Source organism: Gracilimonas sp., assembly GCF_017641085.1.
Classification (GTDB): domain Bacteria; phylum Bacteroidota; class Rhodothermia; order Balneolales; family Balneolaceae; genus Gracilimonas.
In genome coordinates this window covers 114907-133399 of the sequence record NZ_JAEPPI010000003.1, presented here as the reverse complement: position 1 = coordinate 133399, position 18493 = coordinate 114907, and the positions used below count along the sequence as shown (strand labels likewise).

At 44.5% G+C, this 18493-nt stretch carries 11 protein-coding genes; 7 read left to right on the top strand and 4 right to left on the bottom strand.

The window, feature by feature from the left end; translation table 11 throughout:
• Window positions 1-118: 118 nt before the first annotated feature.
• On the top strand, window positions 119-3391 hold the full coding sequence (locus tag JJ941_RS11550) for an amidohydrolase family protein (protein WP_290965293.1): 3273 nt from the start codon (window positions 119-121) through the stop codon (window positions 3389-3391).
• Between the two features lie 129 nt (window positions 3392-3520).
• Window positions 3521-4231 carry a DNA alkylation repair protein gene (locus JJ941_RS11545; RefSeq protein WP_290965291.1) on the top strand — a complete coding sequence of 237 codons (711 nt, stop codon included), beginning with the start codon at window positions 3521-3523 and terminating at the stop codon, window positions 4229-4231.
• An 89-nt stretch (window positions 4232-4320) separates the two neighbouring features.
• Here the strand turns inward: JJ941_RS11545 and JJ941_RS11540 are convergent, their stop codons facing one another.
• Window positions 4321-5685, bottom strand: a complete 1365-nt coding sequence (locus JJ941_RS11540; RefSeq protein ID WP_290965288.1) for a HAMP domain-containing sensor histidine kinase — start codon at window positions 5683-5685, stop codon at window positions 4321-4323.
• A gap of 75 nt (window positions 5686-5760) precedes the next feature.
• Complete coding sequence (locus JJ941_RS11535) at window positions 5761-7134, bottom strand: sigma-54 dependent transcriptional regulator (protein ID WP_290965285.1); 1374 nt, start codon at window positions 7132-7134, stop codon at window positions 5761-5763.
• Window positions 7135-7484: 350 nt separating this feature from the next.
• On the opposite strand from JJ941_RS11535, the gene JJ941_RS11530 reads away from it, so the two are divergent.
• Entirely contained in the window at window positions 7485-8735 is a 1251-nt protein-coding gene (locus JJ941_RS11530) for an efflux RND transporter periplasmic adaptor subunit (protein WP_255134651.1), read from the top strand.
• Window positions 8736-8751: 16 nt separating this feature from the next.
• Here JJ941_RS11530 and JJ941_RS11525 read toward each other — a convergent pair whose 3' ends face one another.
• Window positions 8752-9111, bottom strand: a complete 360-nt coding sequence (locus JJ941_RS11525; RefSeq protein ID WP_290965282.1) for a four helix bundle protein — start codon at window positions 9109-9111, stop codon at window positions 8752-8754.
• Window positions 9112-9239: 128 nt separating this feature from the next.
• On the opposite strand from JJ941_RS11525, the gene JJ941_RS11520 reads away from it, so the two are divergent.
• From JJ941_RS11520 to JJ941_RS11505, 4 genes are all read left to right on the top strand, one after another.
• Complete coding sequence (locus JJ941_RS11520; protein WP_290965279.1) at window positions 9240-9929, top strand: ABC transporter ATP-binding protein; 690 nt, start codon at window positions 9240-9242, stop codon at window positions 9927-9929.
• Window positions 9930-10043: 114 nt separating this feature from the next.
• Complete coding sequence (locus JJ941_RS11515; RefSeq protein WP_290965276.1) at window positions 10044-12425, top strand: ABC transporter permease; 2382 nt, start codon at window positions 10044-10046, stop codon at window positions 12423-12425.
• Window positions 12426-12694: 269 nt separating this feature from the next.
• Complete coding sequence (locus JJ941_RS11510; protein ID WP_290965273.1) at window positions 12695-15076, top strand: ABC transporter permease; 2382 nt, start codon at window positions 12695-12697, stop codon at window positions 15074-15076.
• Window positions 15077-15275: 199 nt separating this feature from the next.
• The gene (locus JJ941_RS11505) at window positions 15276-16778 is read left to right on the top strand and encodes a family 10 glycosylhydrolase (protein WP_290965270.1); all 1503 of its coding nucleotides are present in this window, start codon (window positions 15276-15278) and stop codon (window positions 16776-16778) included.
• 13 nt (window positions 16779-16791) lie between these two features.
• Here the strand turns inward: JJ941_RS11505 and JJ941_RS11500 are convergent, their stop codons facing one another.
• Window positions 16792-18363, bottom strand: a complete 1572-nt coding sequence (locus JJ941_RS11500) for an amidase family protein (RefSeq protein ID WP_290965267.1) — start codon at window positions 18361-18363, stop codon at window positions 16792-16794.
• Window positions 18364-18493 lie beyond the last annotated feature (130 nt).

The window sequence follows — 18493 nt, the reverse complement described above, 5'->3', positions numbered from 1 at the left end:
TAAATTTAATTGTATATCTACATTAATAATCTGTAAGAATTTAACTCAAGTAATGGCATTCCAATTTTAACTCATAATTTGGTATTATCGTCACAATCAACCTACTCCTGAATTACTTATGAAATACTTAGCCTGCATTCTTTCTACCTTTATACTACTCTCAACAACTCATGCCCAGAATAAATGGGATATCACCAATCCCCCGCTTGGCGACTCCACCCATGTTTCATTCACCACCGATGAAGGTACCTGGATGAACCTGGATGTAAGCCCCGACGGACAGGAGATTGTGTTCGACTTATTGGGCGATATTTACATCATGTCGGTGAATGGCGGCGACGCAACACTGCTTAGAGGCGGACATGCCTATGAGGTACAACCGCGATTCAGCCCCGATGGCATGCACATCTCCTTTACCAGCGATGCCGGCGGTGGCGACAATATCTGGGTGATGGACCTGGACGGAAAAAATGCCCGGCAGGTGACCGACGAAAGCTTCCGGTTACTAAACAACGCAGTATGGACTCCGGACGGTGAATACATCATCGCTAAAAAACACTTTTCGTCCACCCGCTCATTAGGTGCCGGTGAAATCTGGATGTATCACAAATCAGGCGGCAGCGGAATTCAACTGGTGGAAAAAGCCAATGCCCAGCAGGATATCGGCGAGCCATGGGTTTCTCCGGATGGTCGTTATGTGTACTACAGCCAGGATGTTTATCCCGGGGGATTTTTCCAATACAACAAAGATCCGAATAGCCAGATTTATGCTATCAAACGTTATGACCGGGAAGAGGGAGAAATTGAGACTGTAACCGGAGGAAATGGAGGTGCAATCAGGCCACAAATTTCACCGGATGGGGAGACACTGGCTTTTGTTCGCCGGGTTCGCACAAAATCCGTTCTATATTTGAGGGATTTGGATACGGGAAGAGAATACCCGGTGTATGATAACCTTAGTAAGGATATGCAAGAAGCCTGGGCCATTTTCGGCCCTTATGCCAACTTTAACTGGCTGCCTGATAACCGGCACATCATCATTTGGGCAAATGGTAAAATCAACAAAGTTGATACTCGTACCGGTGAATCTGAAATTATTCCTTTTGAGGTTGAATCTTCACACAATATCGTGAAGGCGGTTCGATTCAAGCAGGATATTGCGCCCGATCAGTTCAGAGTAAAAGCTGTCCGACAACTGGTCACTTCGCCTGATGGTCGTAACCTGGTTTGGAGCGCAGCCGGCTACCTTTGGACTAAGCTGCTCCCGGATGGAACCCCCCGCCGTGTAACCAATTCAACAGATTTTGAGTTTGAGCCTTCTTTCTCTCCTGATGGAAAATCCATTGCTTATGTTTCCTGGAGTGATGAGAATATGGGGGCAGTGAATGTGGTTCAATTGAATTCAGGGCAGCGAACTTCCACACCCACAAAGGTAACTTCTGAAAAAGGCATTTATCGGGAACCGCGCTTCTCACCGGACGGAAACACCATTGTATTTCGCAAAGAAAGTGGTAACGGACAGCAGGGCTTTGTACATACATTGAACCCGGGAATCTATACCATCCCTGCTCGGGGAGGAACCGAAACCATGATTACGGACGAGGGCGCTATGCCACGGTTCAACGCCAAAGGAGATCGTATTTACTACCAAACGGGCGGATATATTTTTGGAGCTATAAACAAATCGTACAAAAGCGTGAACTTGCGTGGGGAAGACGAGCAAACCCACTTCACTTCCAGTTACGGGCACGAATTTGTTCCAAGTCCTGACGGAGAGTGGATGGCTTTTTCTAACCTCCACAAAGTTTATATAGCGCCGATCCCCAAAACCGGAAAAACCATAGAGCTGGAACCGAATACAAAATCCGTTCCTGTAAAACAGGTGTCTTCCGAGGCCGGTTATCATATGCATTGGTCGGCAGAAAGTGACAAGCTTCACTGGACCCTCGGAGAGGAATATTTTACCGTGGATCTGAAAGAGACATTTTCTTTCGTGGACGGCGCTCCCGATTCACTACCTGAGCCGCCAAGTACCGGTAAAAAACTGGAGCTCGATATTGAAACCTATGTTCCCGAAGGCTCTATTGCTTTCACCAATGCACGGATCATCACCATGCAGGGAGATACCGTTCTCGAAAACGCCTCCATATTGGTAGAAGGCAACAGAATTGCTGCCATGGGAACCGATATTCAAATTCCATCTTCAGCAAAAGTGATTGACGCCACCGGCAAAACCATCATGCCCGGTATTGTAGATGTACATGCCCACATTGGGAATTTCCGGTTGGGAGTTAGTCCGCAGCAGCAATGGGAGTACTATGCGAACCTCGCTTATGGGGTAACCACGGCTCATGACCCGTCTTCCAATTCGGAAATGATTTTCTCTCATGCTGAAGCCATCAAAGCCGGACATATGGTAGGCCCTCGGGTATTCTCCACCGGGGTGATTTTATACGGAGCTGATGGATCCATCAAAACGGAAATCAACAGTTACGAAGATGCGCTTTTTGCGCTCGAAAGAACCAAAGCCTGGGGAGCTTTCTCTGTGAAGAGCTATAACCAGCCTCGCAGAAACCAGCGCCAGCAGGTTATCAAAGCTGCACAGGAACTGGAAATGATGGTGATGCCTGAGGGCGGTTCCACTTTCACCCATAACATGAGCATGATTCTTGACGGACATACCGGTATTGAGCATAACATCCCGGTTGCTCCTCTTTATAAAGATGTAATTCAGCTTTGGGGCGCCAGTGAAACCGGATATACACCTACCCACGTTGTAAATTATGGCAGTATGAGCGGTGAATATTATTTCTATCAGAAGAATAATGTGTGGGAAAATGAGAAACTGCTGACCTTCACTCCCCGCGGTGTAATTGATCCCCGCTCCCGTCATCGTACTATGATTCCTGACGAAGAATACGAAAACGGCCATATTTTGACCGCCGAGTCTGATAAAATGCTGGCCGATGCCGGTGTGAAAGTAAACCTCGGGGCACATGGTCAGCTTCAGGGATTGGGAGCCCACTGGGAACTCTGGATGTTTGAGCAGGGCGGCATGTCTAACATGGAAGCCCTCAGAGTAGCCACCCTGAACGGAGCTCATTACCTGGGAATGGATCATAAAATAGGTTCCCTGAAAGTTGGGAAACTGGCCGACCTGATCGTTTTGGATGAAAATCCCCTGGAAGATATCCGAAACACAAATTCAGTTACTTATACCATGGTAAACGGCCGCTTGTTTGATGCTGCAACCATGAATGAAGTGGGCAACCAGCTTAAGGAGCGACTTCCTTTCTGGTGGGAACGAGATGGCTACCGAGATGAATTCGACTGGCATGCCATCACCCTTGAAGCAGCCGGATTGCAGTGTACCTGCTTTGGCAGTCACTAACGTTCGTACCGACGCGGAGCGATCAGCACGAGGTTTTATATTCTATATAAGAATGGCTTCGCTAGTCTTGACTCTAAACTAATACTGGCTCCTGACGCTCTGCGTCGGAGCCTTTTTAATGTACCGGACATGAACCAGCAAGACGTCATCAACGAACTGAAAAAATATGCTGACCCTGAGAAGGCGAAGCACTCCAGGCGGTTTTTTAAATCGGGCCAGGGAGAATATGGTGAAGGCGATGAGTTTTTGGGCATCAAAGTTCCCGATCAACGAAAAGTAGCTAAAAAATACAGGGAGCTGCCTGCATCAGAAATTGGGAAGTTACTGCAACATAAGATTCATGAAGTCCGACTTACGGCAGCCCTGTTGATGGTTTATAAGGTTGAGAAAGGCGGGGACGAAGAACTCGAACAAATGACGAAAGTGTATCTTAACAATCTCGCCGGCTTTAATAATTGGGATATCATCGACAGTTCCTGCCATAAGATCCTCGGCCCTTTTTTGGAAGATAAAGACCGGGGTTTGTTGTATGATTTTGCTAAATCCAATGATCTCTGGAAAAAGCGAATCGCCATGATTACGTGCTATCATTTCATCAGGCAGAATGACTTCGAAGATGCGCTGGCTATCGCTGAGATACTGGTGCATAATGATCACGATCTTATTCAAAAAGCTGTAGGCTGGATGCTGCGTGAAATCGGAAACCGCGATCTGGGTATGGAAGAAGAATTCCTGAAAAAATACTACCGGAACATGCCGAGAACTATGTTGAGATATGCCATCGAGAAGTTTGACGAGCCAATTCGTTTAAAATACCTGCATGGTGAAATTTATGGGTGAGCTTTAGATAGAAATAACTCTTCCAAAGTAATACCGGATTAAATATTAATTATAGTCCCTTTACAACTTTGGAAGAGTTATTTATTGGGTTAAAACCGCAAGGTAAAAGTTGAACCTTTTCCGGTTTCGGAATTCAAAATCAGGCTGCCGCCATGGAGCCGCATTATTTGTCGGGAAAGGCTCAGCCCAATACCTGATCCTTTACTTTTCCCGTTACTGCCCACCGTATAAAACGGGATGAATATCTTCTCTTTCATAGCTTTCTTCACACCCGGCCCGTTATCCTGAATTTGAATAATCACTTTACCTGATTCCTCTATCCCTCCTTTCATCAAAATTACCCCATCTTCCTGATCGGACAAAACCCGAATCGCATTCTTAACCAGGTTGATCAGGACCTGTTCAACCAGGTGAGGGTCAGCGGTGAGTTCCAGGCTTTCCGGGTCTACTTCTACCTTGATTTGTATGCCCTCTTTGGCGGCTTCTGTCTTCATTAGGCTGGCGGTTCGGTCCAGTGCTTCTTTCACCTTGAAAAGCTCATAACTCGGTTCCGGAATCTGGGTAAAATCACGATAAGAATTCACAAACCGCATGAGTCCCTGGCTTCGGTTACTGATGGTCGTCAAGGCATCAGTCACATCTTCAATGGTTTCCTGATTCAGCTCTACATGATGTTCTCGCGGAACCATATTCTCCTCAAGCAACATTTTCACCGTGCCGGAAAGGGATGAAATCGGGGTGATGGAGTTCATAATCTCGTGAGCCAGAACCTGGGTAAGGTTTTGCCAGGCCTCCATCTCTTTTTCCTCCAGCTCGGTATGAATGTTCTGAAATGAAACGAGCTTGTACGCTTCGTCTCTCATCCTGAACTCGGTGGCATACATCGCCAGCTGCAGCGTTTCGTTTTGGATAGTCACCCGAATCAGGCTTCGATTGCCTCCCTTCTGTTTTTTTACGGTTTTATAGAGCGACCCGGATATATTTTTAAGGGAATCCAGAGTCCGTAAGGTCGCTACTTTAAACAGCCGTTTGGCTGCGGTATTCAGTAAAACCACCTCTCCTTTTCCATTAAAACAAACCAAGCCAATACCGATGTGCTGAACCACCGTTTCCAGGTATCGAATGCTTTCCTCTTTTTTGCTGCGCTCTTCTTTGAATTTTTCGATAACATCACTGAAAGCCGCATTTAAATCATCAAAGTTACTACCCAAACCATGATTTCTGAAAGCTCCTGTGAAGTCTGAATATCGAATAGCCTCCAAAAAACGGGTGAGTAATACATTGGTTCGTTCCAGGTACCTTATCAAAGCAATCACCTGCCCGACGATAATAGCTCCCAGAATCACCATGCTCACGTAGTACTCCGTTTCGAGCACCAGGTAACACACCAGCAGCAAGGTTGCAGCCAGCATCAGAATGCGTAGTATGATTCCAAATCGGAAGCTTTTAATCATGATGTTTTATCATTTACATTGCTTTGGTTTCAGGTATCAGAATAGTAATGTCAGCTGACCATTGAAGCCTGACAGCTACAGTCCATATTTCTCCAATCTTCGGTACAGAGACGCCCGGGTTAGTCCCAACTCTTCCGCTGCATGCGATATATTACCACCGTGTTTATCCATTGCTTTGCGGATCACCGTCTTTTCCACTTCTTCCAGGTTCAATCCCGATACCGGCAGTTTATGATCGTTACCTGAAACGGAGGTAAGCAGGAAATCACCCTTCTGCAGCTGCTCTTCGTCCGTCATAATAACCGCCCGCTCAACGGCGTGTTCCAGCTCCCGGATATTACCCGGCCAGTGATATTCCTTAAGGTGATTCAATGCCTGATCCGTGATCCCTTTGATTTCTTTTTTGTACTTCGATCTGTACTGTTTCAAAAAATGTTCAGCCAGCAAAGGAATGTCTTCCGTACGCTCCCGAAGTGGTGGCAACTTAATCTCAATGGTGTTGATCCGGTAAAGCAGGTCCTGACGAAATTCCTGTTTCTCCACCATCTCCCCCAAGCTTTCGTTGGTTGCACAAATCAGCCGAATATCAATTTTTGTGGTTTTGTTGGAACCGATTCTCCGAATCTCATGGGTTTGCAAAGCAGATAAAAGCTTAGGCTGCAACTGAAGCGGTGTGTTTCCAACCTCATCAAGAAAGAGCGTTCCTCCGTGGGCTATTTCAAACCGACCGGCCCGTGATTCTTTAGCATCGGTAAAGGCGCCCTTTTCGTGGCCAAATAATTCACTTTCGAACAAGCCTTCTGGCAAAGCTCCCATGTCAACGGTAATAAAAGCATTCTCACTTCGGTTTGAGCGCCTGTGCAATGCCCGGGCCACCAGTTCTTTTCCTGTTCCGTTCTCCCCGGTAATCAAAACGTTGGCGTCTGTTTTTGCCACTTTTTCAATGGTTTGAAAAACCTGCTCCATCGCCCGGCTTTTCCCGATAATATTCTGATATGGCTGTTCCATATCCGCTTTTAGCGCGGCATTTTGTGTTCGTAGTTTCTGAGAATCCCTTTTAGACTGACTCAGATTCATAGCCGAAGTGACGGTGGCCAGCAGTTTTTCATTTTGCCAGGGCTTTAGTACAAAATCAGAGGCACCTGTTTTTACTGCCTGAACTGCTTTTTCCACGTCACCATAAGCCGTTATCAACACCACGGCCATCGCCGGATCTATCTCCAGGATTTTCTCCAGCCAATAGAAACCCTCTTCCCCGCTGCTCACATCCTCATGGAAGTTCATATCTAACAATATGGCATCGTAATCATATTCTTTCATCAGGGCAGGAATCAGCTTGGGATTGCTTTCGACATCCACTTTTTCAACATGCTGCTTTAAATACAAACGGGCTGCATTCAGCACATCGGTATCATCATCCACTACAAGTATTCGGCCTGTTTTCTTCATTTAGTTTAAGTGAGATTGTGTTGAAGTGCTAAAGTACTAAAGTGTTAAAGTGTTAAAGTGTGTGCGTATTCAAAAATCAAAAAAGTAACACTCCAACACTTTAGCATTTTGACACTTATTAGCTAATATCATACCAGATGTAACATTTACCCTTTGAGATAGTCTAGTCCCTATAATTCCACAATCGAAGTGTACGATATCGAACATCTGATGTTGGAATGTGAACATTAATCAGGAAAGAATCATCCTTAATTCACTTTTAGCACACATTCATTTAATTTGGCACGTATCTTGATTATCTACTTCAAAAATTAACTACATAAAAACCGGCTGGACGATTACGAATGGGAATGGATCGAAAAATTGAAAAGAAAACCTGGACGTTAAAACGCTTCCTTATGATTGCAGGCGTTCTCGCTTTTGCAAGCTTAAGCGTGTATGCATTTTGGTTTATGGATGTGCGATCTACGTTGAATGTGGAAAGAGAAAAACTAACCATCGCAACCGTACAGGAAGACACCTTTCAGGAGTTTATACAGGTAACGGGAACGGTTCAGCCTATTCAAACCATCTACCTTGATGCCATTGAAGGCGGCGTGGTGCAGGAAGTTTTTCTTGAATCCGGAACGATGGTTGAGGAAGGCGATACCATCCTGACCCTCACTAATTCCGGGCTGCAGCTTCAGGTGATGCAGCAAACTTCGGGGCTCTACGATCAAATCAATAACGTGCGCAACTCAAGATTAAACCTGGAACAGAATACTCTGCAGCTTCAGGATCAGCTGGCAAGTGCCAAATCCCAAATGGAAATTTTAAAGTCGCAGTATGATCGTCAGAAAAAGCTGGTTGAACGGGATCTGATTTCTGAACAAGAATTCCAGACCACAAAGGAGAATTATGAGTATCAGAAACGGCGCTACGAATTGACCTACGAATCCTATAAGAAGGATTCCATTCAAACGATTACGCAGCTGAGGCAGCTTAATAATTCCGAAGACAGAATGTTTCAGAATCTGGAAGCCGTTCAGCAAATCCTGGATAACCTATCCGTTACGGCACCTATTTCGGGTCAATTGAGCACCATTGAATTAAACCAGGGGCAGTCCATTTCTTCCGGTGAGCGTATTGGTCAGGTTGATATCATGGATGGTTACAAAGTTCGGGTAGCCATTGATGAATATCACTTATCGCGAATAACGCAGGGGCTCCGGGGCTCTTTCCCTTTTGACGGGCAATCGCACGAGCTGGTGATTACAAAAATTTATCCCGTCATTAACAACGGGCAGTTTGAAGTGGATATGGAATTTGTGAATAAAGCACCGGAAGGCCTGCGCCGGGGACAAACAGTGAGAATACGTCTTGAGCTGGGGGAATCGGCCAGTGCGGTTCAGATTCCAAGAGGTGGGTTTTATCAAACTACCGGCGGCAACTGGGTATTTGTTGTAAATGAAAGTGAAGGAAAGGCCTATCGCAGAGATATCAGACTCGGCCGGCAGAATCCTGAATATTTTGAAGTACTGAGCGGAGTATCGCCCGGAGAAAAAGTGATTACCTCCAGTTATGATACGTTTGGGGATAATGAAGTGCTGGTTTTGGAATAGTTTTAGCGTACAGACATCAGCTATCAGCCAGCACTTTTTGATGAAATGAGGTCAGCATTCGCTTTACCTCTGTTACTTTATTTGATTGTTCTTTGAAAATATGATCGGTAACAAAGCCCAGATCTTTGGCCAGCATCAGTTGATATTGAAGCTCTGATGCTGATCCCAAAGCAATATTTATGAAGTGGGCCAGCTGAGATTGGGTATTTCTTCCACATCCTTCAGCTAAATTAGTTGGGATAGACGAAGCTGATCTCCTCATTTGGCTTATAAGCCCGTACAATTCTTCTTTAGGAAAAGATGCCGTCGAGTTATAGATAGATAAAGCCAATACATGACTTTTTTGCCAAACTGATAATGTTTTAAAATCTCTCATGAGTAATCCTTGAATTGAATACCTGTAAGCTGACTGCTGTTGGCTGACAGCTTACACAGTAAGAGCACTCAAAAACAAATTCTTTACAAAAAATTTTAAAAAAGACCGACAACCTAAACCTTACTACCATGATTCAAACAAAAAACCTTAAGAAAGTATATACCACTGAAGAAGTGGAAACGACTGCGTTGAGCAACGTGAACCTCGAAATCAAAGAGGGTGAATTTGTAGCCATAATGGGGCCTTCAGGCTGCGGGAAATCTACCTTGTTGAATATTATGGGACTTTTGGATAACCCAACTGATGGTGAATATCACTTTTTAGGACATGAGATCTCTACTCATTCTGAAAGAGAAAGAGCCCAGCTCAGAAAAGGGAATATTGGATTTATCTTCCAGAGCTTTAACCTGATTGATGAGCTCACGGTATTTGAAAATGTAGAACTGCCACTGCTCTATCTCGGAGTTGATTCCGCCGAAGGCAAAGAGAAAGTGGAAACGGCGCTCGACCGAATGGGAATGATGCACCGACGCAATCACTTTCCGCAACAACTTTCCGGTGGTCAGCAACAGCGCGTTGCCATTGCCCGTGCTGTAGTAGCAAATGCCAAACTGATCCTCGCCGATGAGCCTACCGGTAACCTGGATTCGGATCACGGCGATGAAGTGATGAAACTTTTGGCTGAACTTAACGAAGCCGGCACCACCATCGTGATGGTAACCCACTCTCCTCATGATGCCGACTACGCTCGTCGTGTAATTCATCTGTTTGACGGCCACGTAGTGACTGAGAATATGCAGGAAGGGTTTCATGTGTAATAGTTTTCAGCCGACAGCTGTCAGCTTTCAGTTTACCCTTCCGGATTTAAACTGAAAGCAGAGGCCTGCAAGTATGTAAGGAAGCTTGCCCACAATCAATAACAAAGGAGAACTATGCTGAAGAATTATTTTAAAATTGCCTTTAGAAATATCTCTAAGCATAAAGGCTATTCTTTCATCAATATTTCGGGGCTGGCAATAGGCATTGCATGCTGTCTGCTAATCCTCATATATGTGAGGCATGAACTCAGTTATGACCAATTCCATAAAAAAGCGGACAGAATTGTTCGGATCAGTATGGAAAGCGGTGGCGATAACATTGCCGTTACGCCTTCCATGGTGGCTCCAACGCTGAATCAAATCTCACCAGAGATTGAACGATGGGTTCGGCTTTATGAACCTACCCGTTACAGCCCGGCCATCATCAGTACCGGTGAGAATAAATTTCAGGAAGACAGCTTCCTATATGCCGATTCCAGCTTTTTCCAGATTTTCAGTTTTGATTTTATTGCCGGAAACCCCGAAACAGCACTCAAAAACCCAAGATCATTGGTTTTACCCAAATCTACAGCCCTGAAATTATTTGGGTCTGTTGATGTACTTGGTGAAACTGTTAATGCCCGGATTTTCAATACCAATTATGATTTTGAAGTGACCGGCGTCATTGAAAACGTTCCTGCAAACTCCCACTTTACATTCAATTATCTGGGCTCGCTGCATACCATGAGCAGTTGGTCTCAGCTGGATGATTCTCAGATCAGGGCCGCTAATTTTTTCACTTATCTGCTACTGAATAGCAGCTCCTCCACCGAATCATTAAGACAGACAGCAAATGCCTTCATAAGGGATAATCAGATTCAGGACCGTGTTGATCAACTGATCTTTACCCCCGTCACAGAATTGTACCTGAACTCAAACTTCGATTTCGAAATTGCCCCCATGGGCAGTATGCAAAATGTGATTGGATTTATTTTCCTTGCTCTGATGGTACTCCTTATCGCTACTATAAATTACGTCAACCTCTCAACCGCCCGTTCTTCAAGGCGTGGAGCTGAAGTGGGTATCCGAAAGGCACTCGGTGCGGTAAAATCGCAACTGGTAAAGCAGTTTTATGGGGAATCTATATTGATTACGCTGATATCAGTTGTATTAGCACTGATTCTGGTGGAGTTTTTCAAAGAACCCTTTTTCCAACTGATGGGCAAAGACATCGGCTTTAACCTTTTTACCGATCCTTCCGCATGGATGCTTTTAGCCGGTGTGACCATCATCACCGCTGCCCTCGCCGGAAGCTACCCGGCTTTTCTGCTTTCATCTTACCAGCCGGTGCGTGTACTCAAGGGACTGCTTGGCTCCACCGGGTCAGACGGCACCCTTCGCAAAGGGCTGGTGATCTCACAATTCGCCATATCCACTTTCCTCATTCTATGTACCGTCATCATCTATCAACAAACAAACTTCATATTAACTGCAGACCTTGGTTTTGATGATGATGAAGTTATTGTGTTACCTGCAAGAGATAATGAGCTTGCTCAAAAACAGGACCTGCTGAAAAGTGAGGTTCTCCGTCAGCCGGGTGTTAAAGGAGCAACCTACATGTCAAATATTCCCGGTAAAGTTTTTGGCGGGTATGGATCGGTTCACAACACCACGATGGAACCGATAGGAACTGCAGCCGGTGCAGCTGATGCCGATTTGGTTCAAACATTAGATATTGAGGTCATCGCCGGCACTTCTTTTCCGGATAGTCCTTCCTATACCAGAGAACAGGGTTATGTGTATCTCATCAACGAGCAGTTAGCGCAGGCTCATGGCTGGTCGCCACAGGAAGCCATTGGCAAGCCTTTCAATGTACTGGGAGGAAGAGAAGGCGAGGTGGTTGGCGTGATGGCAGACTTTAACTACCAGTCTCTCAGAGAAAATGTAGAGCCCCTGGCGTTATTCATTCATGAGCAGATGTATAACTACCTGTTAGTGAAAGTTGAACCGGGGAACATCCAGGGCACGATAGCATCTCTGGAGAATATGTGGCAGGATGTTGCCCCACACCGGCCTTTTGAATTCGAGTTTTTAGATCAACAGCTGAATGCTCTCTACCAATCTGAACTGCAGACCCGAAACCTGTTACTGGCATTTTCCGGGCTGGCTATTTTCATCGCCTGTCTTGGCCTTGTAGGGCTTTCATCCTTCCTGATTGAACGCCGGGCAAAAGAAATTGGAATTCGAAAAGTGTTGGGAGCTTCCGTCTCAAAAATAGTGGCTTTGCTTTCAACCGACTTCCTCAAATTAGTGGCTATCGGTTTTGTAGTGGGAACGCCCATCGCCTGGTACGTAATGGATCAGTGGCTTACCAACTTTGCCTATCGTATTGATATGAATGTTGCTGTTTTTATAACCGTAGGACTGATTGCGATGATTATCGCGATTTTGACTGTTAGCTGGCAATCTATCAAAGCCGCCGTGGCTAATCCTGTGGATAGTTTGAGAAGTGAGTGATAGGTTTTAGGTGCAAGGTGTTAGGTTTTAGTGGTGCCTGGATGGACACACTAAAACCTAACACCTAAAACCCTACCCCCACTGTCCATTATCGAACATCGGGTGTAACATATCGAACAGATTACCACGGGGTAAAGGGGTTGGAAGGCTAAACACTGGCTTTTGCTTCACTTGGTACGATTGTTGAATTAAGTTTTGTGAGTAAGCATACATCGGCTATAAGTGTTCTGTTGTGGTTTACTTTTGCTCTTTAAATAAAATTGATGACGATGCTTAAGAACTATATCAAAATTGCCTGGCGAAATTTTCGGAATAATAAGTCCTACTCTCTGATTAATGTTTTAGGCCTTGCAATTGGTTTGTGTTGCCTCATCCTTATTTCTCTCTTTGTAACAGATGAACTCAGCTACGACCAATTCCATGAGAACAGTGAGCAGATATACTTCGTGGGAAGAGAAAGTTCTTACGGTAGTAACACTAATAAAGGATTAAGTACCCAATATCCTGTTGGCCCGGCAATGAAAAATGTAATTCCTGAAGTAGATGATTTCCTCATTACTTTATATAAAGGATCAGGAGATGTAAGCGTAAATGGTGAAGATTTCTCTGAAGAAGATCGCATTATTCATGCTTCAGAAAGCTTCTTCAGGATGTTTTCCTTCCCTTTAAAAATTGGCCAGCCAGAGACCGTTCTTTCTGATCCAAAATCAGTTGTTATTACTGAAGAAATAGCTGAGAAATATTTTGGAGACGAAAACCCCATTGGTAGAACACTCTTAATTAATCGATATGAGGAAGGGGAATTTATAGTTACAGGAGTTGCTGAAAATATGCAGCAGAATTCCTATCTCAATTTTGATATAGTTGCTTCCATTAATAATACGTCCTACTCCAAAACACATCGTGATTCTTGGGGGTCAAGTATGTTCAATACCTATGTTCAACTTCAGGAAGGTTCAACTTGGTCAGACATTTCTCCAAAAGTTTCAGAATTGGTGATAAAAAATATGGGAGAAGAATCAACGACCTCTTTTTTCTCCATTCCTATTTCTGATCTTTACCTATCGGAGCATTCACTAGCCAGTGGTTTTAAAGGTGATAGAAAGTATATCTATATTTTTTCAGCCATTGCCCTTTTTATTCTGATACTGGCATGCATAAATTACATGAACTTATCTACAGCCCGTGCTATGCAACGTTCCAGAGAGGTCGGAGTTCGTAAAGTAGTAGGAGCCGGAAAAACACAACTTATAATGCAGTTTATTGGAGAAGCTGTATTAGTTGCTGTATTTGCTTTCATTTTGGGGTTATTTATAGCCGAACTTGCCCTGCCCTTCTTCAACAATTTTGTTGAGAAAGAGTTGTTAATGACCTTCAAGGAAACCGGTTCTTTATTGTCTCTCCTGTTTTTGACTTCTATAGGAGTCGGAGTACTTTCTGGAAGCTATCCGGCTTTCTTTTTGTCGCGATTTAAACCATCAATTGTTCTTAAAGCGGCTTCTCATCAAAGCTCTAAAGGTGGTGGTTTCAGAAGAATGTTAGTCACACTGCAATTTGTGGTTTCTACAGCATTGATCATCTGTACTCTCATTGCTTTCAATCAGCTGCAATTCGTACTCGAAAAAGACCTTGGGTTTGAGGATGATCAGGTGATGTATATTCCTGCACATCAAATTCGTGGTAATATCGAAACATTTAAAGAAATCGCGCTAAATCATTCTGCAGTCATTCACGCTTCTGCCACAACAGATATCCCCAGCAGGTTTGGGATGCGAACCGGCCAGGCTTTTGACCCTGATAATCCGGATAATCAATTCTATGCACATAGTCTCAGAACCGATGCTGACTACGATGATGTCCTAAACCTTGAAATGGCTGCTGGCAGGTTTTTTGACGAGAACCGCATTACGGATCGTAACAAAGCTCGTGTTATAAATGAAGCTATGGTGAAAAAATTAGGATGGGGCAATCCGGATAGTGCTGTAAACAGAATGCTTTCAGATAGTTCAACAATAGTAGGGGTTGTAAAAGACTTTCACTTCAAGTCACTTCATAGCAATATTGGACCTGTTTATATCCGAATGAAGCCAACCGATCCAAACAAATATAATTCGTATAACATGCTTGCCATAAAATTTCATCCTGAACAAGCGCAGTCATTGATCTCATACCTTCAGGAAGAATGGACTAAGCTTTGGCCTGAAGATCCTCTCACCTACCATTTTCTTGATGATAAATTTGCAGAACAATATGCTACTGATCAAAAACTGAGTAGAGCGTTTACAGCATTTGCTGCTATTGCCATTTTCATAGCCTGCTTAGGATTATTTGGTTTAGCCGCCTTCTCAGCCGAACGCCGCACCAAAGAAATCGGCATCCGCAAAGTTCTGGGAGCTACCGTTTCCAACATCGTAGCGCTGCTTTCCAAAGATTTTATCCTGCTTGTACTCACAGGGTTTGCCATAGCTATCCCTATCGCCTGGTACGCCATGAACCAATGGCTGGCGGACTTCGCCTACCGTATCGAAATTGGACCCGGTATTTTTGCCCTGGCCGGCGGTGCCGCTTTAATCATCGCCTTGCTGACCGTAAGCTGGCAATCCATCAAAGCCGCCGTGGCTAATCCCGTGGATAGTTTGAGGAGTGAATGATAGGTTTTAGGTGCAAGGTGTTAGGTTTTAGTGTGCCCATCTGGGAACCACTAAAACCTAACACCTAAAACCTCGCCACTTTCCATCCGTTTCCTTCTTCCCCAATTGTTGCTACCTTCGGTCTGCCCCTGAAAGAGTTCCATATTCTGTTTTTATGCCGAAGAAAATCTCGTGCTGTCTTTATTTGTGTTTACTTTTGATGCTTTCCAGTTGTCAGTACCTCAAACTTTCCCCGAAAAAACCGGCTGATTCCCATCCTGAAATTCAGCGTGAATTCAGGGCCGCTTGGGTTGCTACGGTTGCCAACATCAACTGGCCCAGTGAACCGGGTATCCCCGTGGAGCAGCAGAAAGAAGAGGCTATAAAACTGCTCGATCTTTTGCAGGCCACAAACTTTAATGCCGTTATTTTCCAGGTTCGCCCCCAATCTGATGCTTTATATGAAAGCGAGCTGGAACCCTGGTCGTATTACCTGACCGGCCAGCAAGGCGTGCCACCAACTCCCTATTATGATCCCCTGAGTTTCTGGATTGAAGAAGCCCATAAAAGAGGACTTGAGCTTCATGTTTGGCTTAATCCTTACCGGGCACACCATGTGAGAGGCGGCCCCGTTTCGGAGCACTCCGTCGTGAACACAAAAGATGAGTTGGTAGTAGGATTAAAAAGCGGGTACTGGTGGTTCGATCCCAGCCTGCAGGAAACCCAGGATCATGCCCACGCCGTAGTTATGGACATCGTAAAGCGATACGATATTGACGGCGTTCATTTTGATGACTACTTCTATCCCTATCCATCTTATAATTTTGGGGAAGACTTTCCGGACGATGAAAGCTGGGACGCTTATGTAAACTCCGGCGGAAAGCTTTCCCGAAGTGACTGGCGAAGAAAAGCCGTAGACACATTCATACAACGGGTATATAGATCCATAAAAAAGGAAAAGCCTTATGTGAAATTTGGGCTAAGTCCCTTTGGTGTGTGGCGACCGGGAAGTCCGCCATCCATTGCAGGAATGGATCAATATGAGGTGCTTTACGCTGATGCCAAAAAGTGGCTCAAAAAAGGCTGGGTTGATTACTTCTCACCCCAACTGTATTGGCCCATAAACCAAGTACCACAGAGCTTTCCGGTTCTTTTGGGATGGTGGGAAGAGCAGAATTTTACAGACCGGCATATCTGGCCGGGCATGAGTATTTCCCGCTATGAAGGAGAGCAACAAGTGGACGAGGTCATTAATCAAATTATGATAACACGCGGCATGCTGCCGGAAGCACCCGGAACCATCCACTGGAGTATGACGGGAATAGTTGAAAATGACTCGCTCCAACAAGCCCTGCTTGATAAACCTTATAAACGGGAAGCCCTGATTCCTTCCATGAACTGGATCAACCATCGTCCGCTAAAAGCACCTGACATTTCTTTTACCGGTGAAAAGGGGGCCCTTTCTTTTGTATTGGAGGAAGATATGAGCCGTGTTTCAAAATGGATTGTTTATGCTCGATATGATAACACCTGGCAAACAATTATCATCCCAAAAACCCGGGAGTCTGCCGTTATCCCTTATTACAGGATAAACCATGCACCTGCCAGTTCACCTCTTCGAAAAGGAAGGGTTTCGCTGCTGAAGGAACTTCATATTACCTATATCGACCGGTTAGGATTTGAAAGTTCGGCCTTCATTCAAAATTTTGAACATCTCGATTAACAATAAGCTTTATTTACTTCGAGAACATTTTGGGCTTTCTTCGATGCTGAGTTGCTCTCTCATAGGCGTATGCGTAACTCAGAATTTTATGGTCGTCAAAAATACGACCTAAAAACTGTATCCCTGCCGGCAGGTTCTCAGGCAGAAATCCCATAGGAACCGTCACTGCCGGTTGCCCCGTATGTGGAGCTATAATGTGGTTATTATCTCCCGTAATAGCATATACCGTTCCCGCTTTAATGGGCGCTCGATTCCAGGATGGGTAGATTAATACATCTACCCGTTGGTGGTTCATAGCCTGTTCAATAGCATTCCTGAATGCAATTCTTTTAGTATCCGAAAAAGGACCGCCACAAACCGTCTCTCCTTGTACTTTCATGTATTTTTGATAATTAATCAGATCATTCTCTATGTATTTCGAATATTTACCCGAAGCTATAACCTCTTGTAAGTTATTAACCGGAACTTCATCACCAAGGCTACCCAAAAACTCATTCAAATCTTCCTGAAATACCGCACACCATTGATTGTGGCGCAGAGAATCAAAGCCGGGGACCTCGAAAGGATCAATAATAATTGCACCCAGTTTCTCCAGCTCATAAATAGCTTGTTGAAATAAAGTATCTATCTGAGGACTGGCATAATTACTGAGCTTTCTAAAAACACCTATTCGAATTCCTTTTAAAGCATCTTTTTGTAAAAACTCAGTATAACTATCCGGCAATTTTTCTTTTCCATATTCGGTTAGCGGGTCTTCCGGATCATATCCATTTATTACCTCAAGTACCCGAGCTGCGTCTTCTGCTGTTCTGGTCATAGGACCGGGTACATCATTCCTTAAATTAAGCGGTATAATTCCCTTTCTGCTCGTCAACGCCATTGATGGTCTTACACCTACAACAGCATTATGGGAAGCCGGACCCCGGATAGAACCACCCGTATCTGTTCCTATTCCAATGATCCCAAAATTGGCAGCAATTGCTGCGGCTGGGCCTCCGCTTGAGCCCGCTGTTGTATATGCAAGATTGTAGGGATTCAGCGTTTCACCAGCTACCGAACTTACTGTAATATTGGCGCTGATACCCCATTCTGCCATATTAGACTTAGCCAAAACGATGGCTCCAGCCTCCTTTAATTTCTTAATAATGTAGGCATCCTCTTTAGGCATAAATCCCTGCATTGCAAGCGAACCGGCTGTGGTCTGAAGTCCTGCCGTGCTGATATTCTCCTTCACAATAACGGGAATACCATGCAATGGTCGCAGCTCCCCGGTATTTCTAAACTCCTCATCCAAAACACGAGCATCCTGAAGAGCCCTCTGGTTAATGGAGGTGATGGCATTTAACCCGAACGGCTGATCGTATTTTTGTATGCGTTCCAGATATATTTGAACCAGCCTTTCGGCAGTAAGGGTATTTTCTCTGAAAGCCTGATGAACATTCTTAATGGTTGCTTCATCAACGTTGAATTCTTTGGAGACTGATGATGAGCTTTTACCTTCCTGATTTTTATATAGAATGGGCTGACAGGAAGTTAAAACTGCAGTAACGAAAATTATAACCCAATGAATTGATGCTGTCTTCAAATTTATCCACGGCTTGAGTTGTGAAATAGAAATTACTCAAGAATTGAATTTCTACATTCACTTAATTGCTTCCGCTATATAATTTTACAATTCAAGAACCTGCTAAACCATACATATATCACCAAACTTT

Excerpts from the sequence above, each read along its gene's own strand:
- JJ941_RS11550 (WP_290965293.1), top strand. The coding sequence starts at position 119 with ATGAAATACTTAGCCTGCATTCTTTCTACCTTTATACTACTCTCAACA.
- JJ941_RS11545 (WP_290965291.1), top strand. The coding sequence starts at position 3,521 with ATGAACCAGCAAGACGTCATCAACGAACTGAAAAAATATGCTGACCCT.
- JJ941_RS11540 (WP_290965288.1), bottom strand. The coding sequence starts at position 5,685 with ATGATTAAAAGCTTCCGATTTGGAATCATACTACGCATTCTGATGCTG.
- JJ941_RS11535 (WP_290965285.1), bottom strand. The coding sequence starts at position 7,134 with ATGAAGAAAACAGGCCGAATACTTGTAGTGGATGATGATACCGATGTG.
- JJ941_RS11530 (WP_255134651.1), top strand. The coding sequence starts at position 7,485 with ATGGATCGAAAAATTGAAAAGAAAACCTGGACGTTAAAACGCTTCCTT.
- JJ941_RS11525 (WP_290965282.1), bottom strand. The coding sequence starts at position 9,111 with ATGAGAGATTTTAAAACATTATCAGTTTGGCAAAAAAGTCATGTATTG.
- JJ941_RS11520 (WP_290965279.1), top strand. The coding sequence starts at position 9,240 with ATGATTCAAACAAAAAACCTTAAGAAAGTATATACCACTGAAGAAGTG.
- JJ941_RS11515 (WP_290965276.1), top strand. The coding sequence starts at position 10,044 with ATGCTGAAGAATTATTTTAAAATTGCCTTTAGAAATATCTCTAAGCAT.
- JJ941_RS11510 (WP_290965273.1), top strand. The coding sequence starts at position 12,695 with ATGCTTAAGAACTATATCAAAATTGCCTGGCGAAATTTTCGGAATAAT.
- JJ941_RS11505 (WP_290965270.1), top strand. The coding sequence starts at position 15,276 with ATGCTTTCCAGTTGTCAGTACCTCAAACTTTCCCCGAAAAAACCGGCT.